Here is a 12,925-nt window from a genome sequence, read left to right as displayed (position 1 = left end):
AAAGGTCTTTAATATATTCATCCAGTCGGTTCAAGGAGATGTTCCGTACTGAAGTCGATATTATATGTTTACGAGAATCATAGCGACGAACAATATAGTCAAGTAATTAAGAGAGTAGACAAACATCTGCCTTGCCCACTTGATGTCATCACTTGTCCGGATACCAGATAAACCAAGAGCTAGCCAGCCAAATCCCAGGACAGTGGCTAAAATAGTAAATACCTTGCCAAATGGATACAAATATAAGGAGACAGGGATGAGAGCTGCTACATACCAGATCATCTGGCGCTTCGTCATTTTAAATCCCGATACGACAGGAAGCATTGGTATTCCTGCATTTCTGTATTCTTCACATCTCTTCATCGCAAGCGCCAAAAAATGCGGCGGCTGCCATAAAAACAGAATCAAGAACAGAATCCAAGCTTTTATATCCAGGTTCGCATCCACTGCGGCCCAGCCGATCAGCGGCGGCATCGCTCCGGAAATTCCGCCCACAACCGTATTAATAGAATGGGTTCTTTTAAGCCACATTGTGTAAACAACCACATATACAAATAAACCAATCAATCCAAAAACGGCGGCTGTTAGCGTTGTCATGGCTAGAAGAATAACGCCAATGGCAGATAAAATAATCCCCATCCATAATGCCTGGTGTGCTTCAATCTTACCGGTTACTGTCGGTCTGTCCATGGTACGATCCATCAAACCGTCAATATCGCGGTCTATGTAATTGTTTAAGCAGCAGCCTCCCGCGATTACAAAGGCTGAGCCGACAACGGCCAGAGCCAAAACATTCAGCTCATCCATAAAGAGCAGACTGTTAAACTTAATGGCAAGAAATATACCTGCAAAAACTGTGATGAGATTTGAAATAACGATTCCCATCTTGGCAATTGCAAGAAAATCTTTCCATGTACCTGTCGGATTAGCTTCCGGTAGAGAATCAGCCTTGATCACTTTGTCAGCATCATCAAATGTCGTTTGAGTTTTGCTCACCGTATACACCTCCTTTACAGGTAAGTTTCCTTCCATTTCCGGTTTTTGTTAAACTATCCAGGTAAAATGCCATATTTTATTCTAAATAGTAATGAAATGGAAATCAATATGTAAAACGCATCCCTTTTTTCACATATTTGCGAAATTTATCACATATTGTTGTGATATGATAGACATGTTTCTAAAACATTATAAAACAATTTAGAAGGTTTGTATACTTCGACTCGGATAGACATATTCCTATAATATTCCTATGTTTTGGCAAACTTTAGTATAAGGCTGAAATTTAACAAATTTGTGAATTTTCTTTGAACAATCTTATTTAACTATAAAAAAGCATTCCCCCCCAAAAGGTGAAATGCTTTTTTGTCTTTCCATTTAGCCAGTTCAATTAATAAATCCCCAATGGATTTATTGATGCTATCTATTTAGCTAACTCGATCAATAAATCACCCGGTGAAATGGCTTCGCTGTTGGCTGCGTAGATTTCTTTAATGATTCCATCATATGGCGCCTGCACGGTTGTTTCCATTTTCATCGCCTCTGTAATCATCAGATGATCTCCTTTTTTAACCTTTTCACCCTTCTCTACCAAAACCTTCACTACGGTGCCAGGCATACTTGCACCGATATGGCCTGGATCGGACGGATCTACTTTTCTCTTGGCAGCGACAGCCGATTTGATGCTTTCATCTTTAACGACAACTTCCCTCGGCTGGCCATTCAACTCAAAGTAAACGACTCTTGTTCCATCCATTTGCGGTTCTCCGATGGACACAAGTTTAACAATAAGGGTTTTCCCCTGTTCAATTTCGATCTCGATCTCCTCTCCAAGCCTCATGCCATAAAAGAAAGTCGGTGTATCGAGGACTGAAATATCCCCGAATTGCTGAAACATTCTTTCGCGATCTAATAATACCTTTGGATAAAGAGCGTAGGATATCGCATCAAAACTGGTTACTTGACGATTGAGTTTATGGAAGAGCGTTTCTTTAATCTCTATAAAGTCAGCGGCCTCCAGCAATTCTCCAGGACGCTTCGTTATATGCTCTCTTCCCTTTAAGATCAGCTGCTGAAGTTCTTTTGGGAACCCTTGGTATGGCTGGCCGATATAACCCTGGAAAAACTCAACGACAGAATCAGGGAAGTCCAGTTTTTCACCTTTTTCGTATACATCGTCTTCTGTAAGATCATTCTGAACCATGAACAGTGCCATATCTCCTACCACTTTTGAAGAAGGAGTTACTTTTACTACATCACCGAACATATCGTTCACGCGGCGGTACATCCGCTTTACATGGTCCCACTTTTCTTCAAGACCAACCGCTTTTGCCTGTTGTTTAAGATTGCTGAACTGGCCGCCAGGCATCTCATGCTCATAGACTTCTGGATCAGGAGCGTTCATCCCGCTTTCGAAGCCTTGATAGTACTTGCGGACATCTTCCCAATAGGAACTTAGCTCTTGAAGATTGCTGATATCAGCATCCGGCTGCCGTTCATTTCCTGCAAGGGCATAGTACAACGAGTTGGCAGAAGGCTGCGAAGTTCCCCCAGCCATAGAACTGACTGCCACGTCTACTATGTCTACCCCGGCATCAATCGCCTTTGAGTAGGTGAATATTCCGTTACCGCTCGTATCATGAGTATGCAGGTGAATAGGCAGGCTTACATTTTCTTTTAAACGTGAAACAAGTTCATAAGCAGCCTGCGGTTTAAGCAATCCGGCCATATCCTTGATTGCGAGAATATGAGCACCTGAAGCCTCTAATTCCTTTGCCATTTTTATGTAGTACTCTGCATTGTACTTTGTCCTCGAGGAATCAAGAATATCGCCTGTATAACATAGAGCAGCCTCGGCAATTTTTCCGTTCTTCCTTACTGAGTCAATGGCGACAGTCATTCCATCTACCCAGTTCAGGCTGTCAAAGATTCGGAACACATCAACTCCTGCAGCGGATGATTTTTCCACAAACTCCTCAACGACATTATCTGGATAGTTTTTATAGCCAACCGCATTAGAAGCACGCAGCAGCATCTGAAACAGGACGTTTGGAACTTTTTCTCGAAGCTTTAAGAGCCGCTCCCATGGGTCCTCGTTAAGGAATCGGTAAGCCACATCGAAGGTAGCTCCTCCCCACATCTCCAAAGAAAACATGGAAGGCCATAGTTTGGCTGTCGGTTCCGCCGCATGCAGCAGGTCATTTGTCCTTACTCGAGTGGCTAAGAGCGATTGATGTCCATCCCTGAAGGTCGTATCTGTCAGAAGAACTTTTTTCTGTTCTTTAATCCAGTTAACGAGTCCGTCGGCACCATGCTGATCAAGGATTTGTTTTGTTCCGTCTGCAGGCTGATCTATCAGCTGTAAATTCGGAAGACGCGGATTTGTAAATGCCGGTTTCTTCATTTTTTCAATGCCGGGAAAACCATTAACTGTCGTTGAACCGATGTAAGTCAGCATCTTGGTACCCCGGTCCTTCTTCTTAGGGAACAAGAATAACTCACTTGATGTGTCAATAAAAGAAGTATTATAGTTTCCGGATATAAACGATTTATGTTTTACAACATTTTCAAGAAATTCGATGTTCGTTTTTATACCGCGGATCCGGAACTCTTTAAGATTCCTGAGCATTTTAGCAGCTGCTTGATTAAAGGTTAGAGCCCATGTTGACAGCTTAACGAGCAATGAATCGTAATGAGGCGTAATAACAGCTCCCTGAAAGCCGTTTCCAGCATCCAAGCGTACCCCGAAGCCTCCTCCAGAACGGTAAACATTGATCTTACCAGTATCCGGCATAAAATTGTTCGCAGGATCTTCTGTTGTTACCCGGCATTGAATTGCATAGCCGTGGCATGCAATATCCTCTTGCTGCGGAATTCCAATTACATCACCATGAAGCATATTGCCCTGAGCGATCAGAATCTGCGTCTGAACGATATCCACACCTGTTACCATTTCGGTAATGGTATGTTCCACCTGTACACGGGGATTCACTTCAATGAAATAAAAACGGCCGTCCTCCGTAACCAAGAACTCCACCGTTCCTGCATTTAAATAGTGGATATGCGTCATCAGCTGAACGGCGGCATCACATATTTCCTGCCGAAGTTCCTTACTTAGGGCAACACTCGGTGCAACTTCAACTACTTTTTGATGCCTTCGCTGAACAGAACAGTCCCTTTCAAACAAATGCACAATGTTGCCTTCTAAGTCCGCAAGAATCTGAACTTCAATGTGCTTTGGCTTCTCAACAAATTTTTCAACGTAAACCTGATCTTCTCCAAACGCAGCTTTGGCTTCGGATTTTGCTCTTTCATATCCTTCAGCAAGCGAATTTTCACTTCGTATGATCCGCATGCCTCTTCCGCCGCCGCCTAAAGAGGCCTTTATAATGATTGGATAGCCATGTTCTCCTGCAAATTCCCTCACTTCATCAATGCTGTTTACTGGCCCGTCAGACCCCGGTATGACTGGAAGTCCGGCACTGACAGCTACTTCCCTTGCTTTTACTTTATCGCCGAACATAATGAGGTGTTCTTGTTTCGGTCCGATAAACGTAATCTTTTCTTCTGCGCAGCGCTTTGCAAAATGGATATTTTCTGATAAGAATCCATAACCAGGGTGAATGGCATCTATCCCGTTTCTTTTTGCAATGGTGATAATACCTTCAATGTCCAAATAAGCATCAATCGGTTTTTTTCCTTCTCCAACCAAATAGGCTTCATCTGCTTTGTATCGATGATAGGATCCTGAATCTTCCTTGGAGTAAATCGCTACCGTACGAATTCCCAGCTCTGTACATGCACGAAAAATGCGGATGGCAATCTCTCCGCGGTTGGCAACTAATATTTTTCTGATTTGCTGTTGTGACATCGGTACCTCTCCCTCTAATAATTCCTGGAATTACACTGCGTGAAGATTTGCTTTTGCAGGTGCTTGTTCCGGCTTTTGATGCTTCCTTTTATAATTAACATGGCAGGAAATATTAACTAAAATCCCCATGGAAATTAACAACAAGACTAGAGATGAACCACCATACGATATAAAAGGCAATGGTACGCCTGTAATCGGAAGCAGACCAATGGCTGCCCCAAGATTTACTGAAGACTGGATTCCGACCATACCAGAAATACCAAAGGCAAGCAGGCTTCCATAAGTATCCCTGCTTCTAAGGCCGGTTATAAAGCCTTTAATAACAACAAATCCAATCAAGCCGACAATAAGCGCGACTCCCCAGAATCCTAGCTCTTCCGCTATAACGGCAATAATGAAATCTGTGTGAGGTTCCGGAAGAAAGCCATATTTCTGAATACTCTGGCCCAGTCCATTGCCGGTGATCCCTCCAGAACCGATGGCCAAGTAGGAATTGACGAGCTGAAAACCGTCCCCTTGTGGATCTTTAAACGGTTCATAAGCCGCCGTAAAACGCGACTTCTGCTCATGTGTCAAAACCTGGGAACCAAGTCCGATGATCATTAGTGCAGATACAATCAAAATCAGTTTGTGTCCTGGTTTCATACCTGAGCTCAGGATAATGATGCCGGTAGTCGCTGCAATAATCAAACCGGTCCCCAAATCTGGCTGTTTCATGATCAGAATAAACATCACTGCAAATACACTCAACGGAGGTGCGCTGGCCGCAAAATTTTCAAGCTTGTCCTGCTTTTTTGAAAAAATCGCAGCAAGGTAAATCGTCAGCCCAAGCTTCACAAATTCTGCCGGCTGAAACCCGATAGGTCCTATGTAAATCCAGCTCTGTGCGTTGTTTGTCGTTTTTCCGATAAACAGAACCGCTATGAGCAGGAGGATAGAGCCGAAAACAATCGGTACGATGAGTTTTTTATAGAACTGATAGGGAATAATCATCGCAGCCAAAAAACAGACAAGCCCGGCTCCCAAAAAAACAAGCTGGCGGATAAAAAAGTAATTGCTGGAATAGCCGAAGCGGTTAATCGAAACAATGATGCTCGCGCTGTAAACCATCACGAGACCAAGACCGCATAAAACTAAAATTGCAATCACCAGTGAATAATCATAGTGCCGAAACATTTTTTTTAACATTATCTTACATCCTTTATGTAGTCTTTTCCTTAACAATGATTCGTATATAAAACTTCCTTTCCCTCTGTATGATAAAGTTAAAAATATTTTAACACAACTTTGTAAAATGCTCCTGTAATAAAAAAGCTGTTTACGCTGTTTTCACAATCTTTGTTGTTCTTGATAGTGGTTGATTTCCGTTTCAGGCTGCTCGCTTTCCGCGGGGCGTGAGGTGAGCCATTTTCGAGGAGTCTCGCACCTTGCACTCCAATCAACTTGGCAATGAAGATTCTTTACAAAACTGTTCCCAAAGCAACAATCTTTTAGAAGAAAGCCAAATAAAAAAACCCAAACCATTTTGCCAACGGTTTGAGTTATCTATTATTTCCGCATAGAAGCTTCATGCAGTGCGGAAAGCTGACGTTCAAGTGATTCCAGCAAGCCTTTGCCATCTTCCTCATCAACGAGGTTAAGCCTTACTGCAAAATCAATCTCCCGGGAGAGTCCAAACATTTGTGTATCAAGCACTTCCTCATAGAGGGGACATTGCGGCATCGTCAGGTTTTCCATCTGCACCTCAATTAACTTCAGTATCTTTGCAGCATCCGCCTGTAATAGTTCAAATGCCTTTTCTCGATGTCCTGTTGCCATCTCAGGTGACAATATAATCCCTCCGTTCTACTCTGGCTTTCTACTCTTTAATATAGCGCTAGACAGCCAAAAAATCAACATATTACAGTATTAACTCTATTCATGATAGAATGAATAAGAATGAAACAATAACTATACGTCAATTAGGAGCATGGTAATATGGATTTTGTTTTAGAATTAAAGGGGAAAGTTAAGTATATTCTGACCATCGATCCAGGTGTATTTATATTCGATGACAGAAAGTTTGATCTGACCAAATATTTTGATGAAAAAGAGAATGTTGAGAGTGAAGAAGAAAAGTATTTAAAAGCCGTATCTTCCCATTGGGATAAAGAAATTATTGAAGGGTCTGCTCCTCCAGAGAAAAAGCCAGCGTCTAAGAAGACTCTGAAAGAGAAAATTGCAACGGGTACATTCGGCATTGGCTTTGCACACTTCATAAAGAACGCTGAACCGGATAAAACGGCCTCTCATATTGAGATCCATACAGCAGACGGCATGGAAGAAATCACATTGGAAGAAGGCCTCCAATCTGTATTGGGCTTCTCTTTAAATGGAAAGCCTTTAAAAGAAGACGGTCCCGTCCATTTCTATTACGGTGATGGAAGAAATAAAGAAAATCCGTTAAAAAACATTAGAGGATTCATTATTAAATAAACCTGCCGCGGCAGGTTTATTTTTTTCGAGCATCCTCTAAAGCAGATCCGCCGCAAGCTGAGCCAGGCTTGATCGCTCCCCTTTTTCAAGTTTTACATGCCCACTGATGCTCTGGTCTTTGAATTTTTCAACAACATATGTGAGCCCATTCGTAAATTCATCGAGATAAGGATGATCAATCTGTTTCGGATCACCCAGGAGAATTACCTTGCTTCCTTCCCCTACCCTCGTTAATATCGTCTTCACTTCATGTTTTGTAAGGTTTTGTGCTTCATCAATAATAATGAACTGGTCAGGCAGGCTTCGACCCCTGATATAAGTAAGCGCCTCTACATGAATAGATCCTATGCCCGCAAGGATTTTTTCAAGTTCTCCCTGCTTTTTAGCATTAAATAAATATTCAAGATTATCATAAATCGGCTGCATCCACGGCTTTAATTTTTCGTCTTTTTCACCTGGAAGATAACCGATGTCTTTTCCTACCGGTACAATAGGTCTTGCAATAAAGAGTTTAATGTATTTTTTCAAGTCCTCGGTCTGCAGAAGACCTGCTGCCAATGTTAAAAGGGTTTTGCCGGTCCCTGCTTTTCCGATCAAAGTCACGAGGTGAACATCCTTGCGCAAGAGCAATTCGATCGCCATTTTTTGCTGGACATTCCTTGGCTTAATTCCCCAGATTGAATCCCCTTCAAATAGAAGCGGCTTTAGTTTTTTTCCGTTATCTTCTACCCTCGCGAGTGCAGAAACCGAACTCCGGTACATGTCTTTCATAATGATAAACTGGTGGGGGTAGAAAGAGTGGTTGGCAATCTCCAATACAGTAAGCTCCTGATTCTCATAAAATTTATCCAGCAGTTCGCTGTTTACGTATATTTCCTTGTAGCCTAAATAGGTTTGTTCGTCGCGATCCACTACCCTGTCACTCAGAAAATCTTCTGCTTGGATGCCAAGTGCATCTGCTTTGACTCTGACGAGTACATCCTTACTGACCAAAATTACCTCCTTGGCGTTCTCTTTTCCTTTTTCCTCATTTAATAAATTTAAAGAAACAGCCAAGATCCTGTTGTCATTGGTGGGCTCAGCAAATGTTTCCTGAAGCCGCTGGAAGGACCGATGATTGAGTTCAACCCTCAATATCCCCCCATTTTCCAAGGGAACATTTTCATGGAGTTTCCCTTTCGCCCTAAGTTTATCAATTAGCCTTGATACTTCCCGTGCGTTTCTTCCGATCTCATCCATGTACCTTTTTTTTGAATCCACTTCCTCGAGCACGATTGCAGGAATAACGACCTCATGATGGCCAAATGAGAATATTGAATATGGATCCTGTAAAAGAACATTGGTATCAAGGACATATATTTTATTCAATCCTACACAGCCTCCTGACAATTGATTTTCTATGGTTTTGGCGGTGTTAATGAATGATGATTGCATGTCTATTTCCAGCTGTATAAGAAAAGCAGCCGGGACGGACTATAGTTAAATGTATGAACTGTTGAATAAAGATAGAAGAAAACACAGAAAATAACGGAAAAGATCATGCTCGAAAGGATGAAAGTATTGAAAACATTAAGGATTATAGCCGTTATGAGTTCACTATTGCTGCTTTTTGCATGCAACAGCAACAAAAGTGCAGAACAAACGGATAAAACCACACCTAAATTAACCAAGGTTAACCAGACAGCCAATAACGGGCAAAAGCAAGGGCCAAGGAACTCACAACAAGTTTCTCAGCATCTGGTTGAACTGATTACCGGCATACCGGGTGTAGAAGACGCTACAGCGGTTGTACTTGGACGTTATGCAGTTGTGGGAATTGATGTCGATTCTAAACTGGACGCATCAAGGACAGGAACAATCAAGTATTCTGTGGCAGAGGCATTAAAAAAAGACCCCTACGGAGCCAATGCGGTAGTAACTGCCGATCCTGATACCGTTCAGCGTCTAAGAGAAATGGGAAGACAGATCAGACAAGGTCATCCTATAGGCGGAATCATCAGAGAACTTTCTGCCATCGTTGGAAGGTTGATGCCGCAAGTTCCAAACAATATGGATTCACGCAAACCTTCACCGACAGAAACCAACAACAGCCAGCTTTCAAATAACGAGAAAAGGAACCTGAAAAACCAACAGCAAAAACAAGAAAAAGCCACAAAAAATCAGCAGCAAAAATTAAAAGAAACACATTAACCCATCTTTTCCCCGCTGGACAAGCGGGGTTTTTTATATGGAGATTTGTTATTTATTAGTGTTTATAGAGGCTTCTTTGATATAATGGCTTTAACACCAAAAAGACAGAGGTGATTGGTATGCGAGTAAAATGTGTGTTATGTGACACCATTCAATCCATTGAAGATCAATCCTCTTTGGCTAAACGGCTGCGAAACCGGCCGATCCACACGTACATGTGCGAAAAGTGCCAGGAGAGGATCACTGATAAAACAAACAAAAGAATTGCAACAGGAAATTTTTTGTTATACCGTTCTCCTGCAAAAGAAAATGAATGGTAAACTGATTGCTGCCGGTTTTTGGGCCGGCATATTATCCGGCTGTCTTCTAGTTATTTTTCTAAAGGCAGCTGAATCACTGACAGGAAAACGGGTCTACACGCTCCTGATTAACATCGATTTTGTTCCTTCGCTTCCCTCTTTTATGCAGACTGAACTTTCTCAGTTTCTTCTGCATCTCCTTGTTTCATTTTTAATCGGGCTTGCCGCCTGTTCCTTCTGCAGCATATTAGAATGAATGTCTATCTTTTATCGCTCACGCTTAGCGCTGCGTCTGCCTTTTTATACTTTCCATTAACCATCCTGTCATTGCAGCCAACCCCTGCGATTACTGACTTTTATGCTCTTTTTCTCTGGTTTGCAGGACACCTGCTGTATGGATGCCTCTTGGGCTTTCTAATAAAAAGAGCCATGAACAAGTAGTGTTCATGGCTCAATATAAAATATAATCTAATTATACTTAGGCTCTGCTTCAATCGATTCCCAAAGTGCATCAATATAGTCGCAAGGAAATTTTTTATGAAGCTGTGAATCCCCAATTCTGTAATCCACTTCATAACAGCCATTGCTGATACGCACAGCAATTTGTTCTAACCCATGGTCATCCCGCAGAATTTCATCGAAAAAAAGCAGTGTATCTGCTGCAGCTTGATCATCAGTTCTTTCTTCTGCCACCTTTTTTATACTTAGCCAATTGTAAAGCGCATCCTGTAAGGTCATAGAGGCTCTCCTTAAAGGTGTTCGGCTTTATTTTTTTTGCTCTGGTGCAGCCTGATCTTGTAAATAATCAATACTGCGGCAGCACACAAAAGACCCTCTGCAACCGGCAGGCCTATTCCGAAAAAGGTAAGCGGAAAACAGCCCAATATCAAAAGAATATAGATAACTGCAGATTTAAGAAGTGGAAGCTTTTTAGCAAATCCCAGCTGATAGACAAGAATCGTTAATACTGTAATGACCAGATACAATAGAAAGAAACCTGCTACAGGATGTTCGTTTATTCCTAAAAGAAGAGCGATGGGTGAAGAATCCTCACCCGTCGCAGACATTACTTTTTTATCATCCACCGCTCACACCACCAGACGAAATCTTAGTTTTGCTTGGCTATTTTACTTTTCTTGCTTGCACGTTCACGCTCATTTTTATCAAGGATTTTTTTGCGAAGACGGATGCTCTCAGGTGTAACTTCACAATACTCATCTTCATTCAGATATTCAAGTGATTCCTCTAACGACATAACCTTTGGTTTTTTCATGCTTACAGTCTGGTCTTTGTTAGCAGATCGCATATTTGTCATTTGCTTCACTTTTACGATATTTACCGTAATATCATTTTCTCGTGTATGTTCACCGACGATCATTCCTTCATAAACCTCAGTACCCGGTTCTACGAAGATCGTTCCGCGGTCTTCCACATTGATAATACCGTATTGGCTCGCCTTGCCGTGTTCCATTGATACAAGAACTCCCTGGCGGCGTCCTCCAACCTGGCCTTGATGCATCGGCTGATAGCTGTCAAATGTATGATTCAATATTCCATAGCCTCGAGTTTGTGTTAAGAATTCTGTTGAATACCCGATCAAACCACGTGCAGGAACCATGAATTCGAGTCTAACCTGACCACTACCATCATTGATCATGTTCAGCATTTCGCCTTTTCGAGCTCCGAGAGATTCCATAACGGCTCCAGTATACTCTTCTGGTACATCAATTTGAACACGCTCTACAGGTTCAGAACGAACTCCGTCAACCATTCGAACGATTACTTCAGGTTTTGATACTTGAAGCTCGTAGCCTTCTCTTCTCATGTTTTCAATCAGAATGGAAAGGTGAAGCTCTCCGCGTCCAGAAACAATCCAAGCATCCGGTGATTCCGTGTTATCAACACGCAGGGAAACATCAGTCTCCAACTGTGAACGAAGTCGCTCTTCAATTTTTCTTGAAGTAAGGTATTTCCCTTCTCGTCCTGCAAAAGGCGAGTTGTTCACAAGGAAGGTCATTTTCAATGTAGGCTCATCAATTCTAAGAACCGGTAAAGCTTCTTCCTGGCCTTCAGGACAGACCGTTTCACCAACATTGATTTCTTCCATTCCTGATACAGCTACGAGGTCACCAGCTTTTGCTTCCTGGATTTCCACTCTCTTCAGTCCAAGGAAACCGAAGATTTTAGTTACGCGAAATTTTTTAACGGATCCGTCAAGCTTCATAAGAGACACAGCCTGACCTACATGCATTGTACCTCTGAAAACACGGCCAATCCCGATACGGCCAAGATAATCATTGTAATCCAAAAGGGAAACTTGGAATTGCAGCGCCTCATCACTGTTATCAACCGGTGATGGAATATTTTCAATAATGGAGTCGAATAAAGCTTTCATGTTTTCATCTTGCTGATGCGGATCCGTGCTCGATGTACCTTGGATTGCAGAAGCAAATACGACAGGGAATTCAAGCTGGTCTTCATTTGCACCAAGCTCGATAAACAAATCAATGACTTCATCCACTACTTCTTCAGGACGGGCAAAATCACGGTCAATTTTATTTACGACTACGATTGGAGTCAATTTTTGCTCAAGCGCTTTTTTCAAAACGAATCGAGTTTGCGGCATACATCCTTCGTAAGCGTCAACGACTAGAAGAACACCATCAACCATTTTCATGATCCGTTCTACCTCTCCGCCAAAATCGGCATGTCCAGGAGTATCCATGATGTTAATGCGGATCCCTTCATAATTGATCGCCGTATTCTTTGCTAAGATTGTGATTCCGCGTTCTTTTTCCAAATCATTGGAGTCCATTGCACGTTCATTGACATGTTCATTTGAACGGAAAGTTCCTGATTGGTGAAGCATTTGGTCCACGAGCGTTGTTTTCCCGTGGTCAACGTGCGCGATAATCGCGATGTTTTTTATATCTTGTCTCAAATTCAAAATAATCTCTCCTTAAAAATCCTATCTTTTATTTATTAAATTTCCAGAACCAACCTGGATATTTATTTCTCTATTGGAATTCAACTTTACTATTATACCACAAAGAACTACAATCTTTTTCTTTTTTAAAAAATTAGTTACACTATA

General features: G+C 41.9%; 12 protein-coding genes. 4 read left to right on the top strand and 8 right to left on the bottom strand.

Annotation, left to right across the window (positions count from 1 at the left end):
- Nucleotides 1–60: 60 nt before the first annotated feature.
- The 4 genes from cyoE to M1K46_RS08270 all read right to left on the bottom strand — a co-directional run bounded on the left by cyoE (nt 61) and on the right by M1K46_RS08270 (nt 6,685).
- A complete protein-coding gene (cyoE, locus tag M1K46_RS08285) occupies nt 61–996 on the bottom strand; it encodes a heme o synthase (RefSeq protein ID WP_256225681.1) in 936 nt (311 codons plus the stop codon).
- A 424-nt stretch (nt 997–1,420) separates the two neighbouring features.
- Nucleotides 1,421–4,867 (bottom strand): pyruvate carboxylase, encoded by a 3,447-nt coding sequence (gene pyc / locus M1K46_RS08280; RefSeq protein WP_256225680.1) that lies wholly within the window; start codon nt 4,865–4,867, stop codon nt 1,421–1,423.
- A gap of 30 nt (nt 4,868–4,897) precedes the next feature.
- Nucleotides 4,898–6,055 carry a putative lipid II flippase FtsW gene (gene ftsW, locus M1K46_RS08275; RefSeq protein ID WP_053354623.1) on the bottom strand — a complete coding sequence of 386 codons (1,158 nt, stop codon included), beginning with the start codon at nt 6,053–6,055 and terminating at the stop codon, nt 4,898–4,900.
- A 360-nt stretch (nt 6,056–6,415) separates the two neighbouring features.
- Nucleotides 6,416–6,685: a YlaN family protein gene (locus M1K46_RS08270; protein WP_369795790.1), complete on the bottom strand. Its 270-nt coding sequence runs from the start codon at nt 6,683–6,685 to the stop codon at nt 6,416–6,418.
- Between the two features lie 159 nt (nt 6,686–6,844).
- Between M1K46_RS08270 and M1K46_RS08265 the strand changes: the two genes are divergently transcribed.
- On the top strand, nt 6,845–7,342 hold the full coding sequence (locus M1K46_RS08265) for a hypothetical protein (RefSeq protein WP_091006703.1): 498 nt from the start codon (nt 6,845–6,847) through the stop codon (nt 7,340–7,342).
- 36 nt (nt 7,343–7,378) lie between these two features.
- On the opposite strand, the gene M1K46_RS08260 is transcribed toward M1K46_RS08265, so the two are convergent.
- Nucleotides 7,379–8,710 carry a PhoH family protein gene (locus M1K46_RS08260; RefSeq protein WP_256225678.1) on the bottom strand — a complete coding sequence of 444 codons (1,332 nt, stop codon included), beginning with the start codon at nt 8,708–8,710 and terminating at the stop codon, nt 7,379–7,381.
- Between the two features lie 192 nt (nt 8,711–8,902).
- On the opposite strand from M1K46_RS08260, the gene M1K46_RS08255 reads away from it, so the two are divergent.
- The 3 genes from M1K46_RS08255 (at nt 8,903) to M1K46_RS08245 (ending at nt 10,087) form a co-directional block, all read left to right on the top strand.
- A complete protein-coding gene (locus M1K46_RS08255) occupies nt 8,903–9,532 on the top strand; it encodes a YhcN/YlaJ family sporulation lipoprotein (RefSeq protein WP_062231562.1) in 630 nt (209 codons plus the stop codon).
- A gap of 119 nt (nt 9,533–9,651) precedes the next feature.
- A complete protein-coding gene (locus M1K46_RS08250) occupies nt 9,652–9,852 on the top strand; it encodes a YlaI family protein (RefSeq protein ID WP_082315925.1) in 201 nt (66 codons plus the stop codon).
- The gene (locus M1K46_RS08245; protein ID WP_256225677.1) at nt 9,842–10,087 is read left to right on the top strand and encodes a hypothetical protein; all 246 of its coding nucleotides are present in this window, start codon (nt 9,842–9,844) and stop codon (nt 10,085–10,087) included. The genes M1K46_RS08250 and M1K46_RS08245 overlap by 11 nt, the downstream gene beginning before the upstream one ends.
- Before the next feature lie 212 nt (nt 10,088–10,299).
- Here M1K46_RS08245 and M1K46_RS08240 read toward each other — a convergent pair whose 3' ends face one another.
- From M1K46_RS08240 to typA, 3 genes are read right to left on the bottom strand one after another with little or no spacing between them, the layout of a single operon-like run.
- Nucleotides 10,300–10,569, bottom strand: coding sequence for a hypothetical protein (locus tag M1K46_RS08240; protein ID WP_256225676.1), 270 nt, complete (start codon nt 10,567–10,569; stop codon nt 10,300–10,302).
- A gap of 11 nt (nt 10,570–10,580) precedes the next feature.
- Nucleotides 10,581–10,898, bottom strand: coding sequence for a YlaH-like family protein (locus tag M1K46_RS08235; RefSeq protein ID WP_062232523.1), 318 nt, complete (start codon nt 10,896–10,898; stop codon nt 10,581–10,583).
- 41 nt (nt 10,899–10,939) lie between these two features.
- A complete protein-coding gene (gene typA / locus M1K46_RS08230) occupies nt 10,940–12,781 on the bottom strand; it encodes a translational GTPase TypA (RefSeq protein WP_062231555.1) in 1,842 nt (613 codons plus the stop codon).
- Nucleotides 12,782–12,925: the final 144 nt, after the last annotated feature.

The organism is Fictibacillus sp. WQ 8-8 (assembly GCF_024494405.1).
In the GTDB taxonomy this organism is placed as follows: Bacteria; Bacillota; Bacilli; order Bacillales; family Fictibacillaceae; genus Fictibacillus_C; species Fictibacillus_C marinisediminis.
Note: the sequence above shows the minus strand (reverse complement) of the source record. Positions and strands in the feature narration are given on the sequence as shown.

Excerpts from the sequence above, each read along its gene's own strand:
- pyc (WP_256225680.1), bottom strand. The coding sequence starts at position 4,867 with ATGTCACAACAGCAAATCAGAAAAATATTAGTTGCCAACCGCGGAGAG.
- ftsW (WP_053354623.1), bottom strand. The coding sequence starts at position 6,055 with ATGTTAAAAAAAATGTTTCGGCACTATGATTATTCACTGGTGATTGCA.
- M1K46_RS08270 (WP_369795790.1), bottom strand. The coding sequence starts at position 6,685 with ATGGCAACAGGACATCGAGAAAAGGCATTTGAACTATTACAGGCGGAT.
- M1K46_RS08265 (WP_091006703.1), top strand. The coding sequence starts at position 6,845 with ATGGATTTTGTTTTAGAATTAAAGGGGAAAGTTAAGTATATTCTGACC.
- M1K46_RS08250 (WP_082315925.1), top strand. The coding sequence starts at position 9,652 with ATGCGAGTAAAATGTGTGTTATGTGACACCATTCAATCCATTGAAGAT.
- M1K46_RS08245 (WP_256225677.1), top strand. The coding sequence starts at position 9,842 with ATGAATGGTAAACTGATTGCTGCCGGTTTTTGGGCCGGCATATTATCC.
- M1K46_RS08240 (WP_256225676.1), bottom strand. The coding sequence starts at position 10,569 with ATGACCTTACAGGATGCGCTTTACAATTGGCTAAGTATAAAAAAGGTG.
- M1K46_RS08235 (WP_062232523.1), bottom strand. The coding sequence starts at position 10,898 with ATGTCTGCGACGGGTGAGGATTCTTCACCCATCGCTCTTCTTTTAGGA.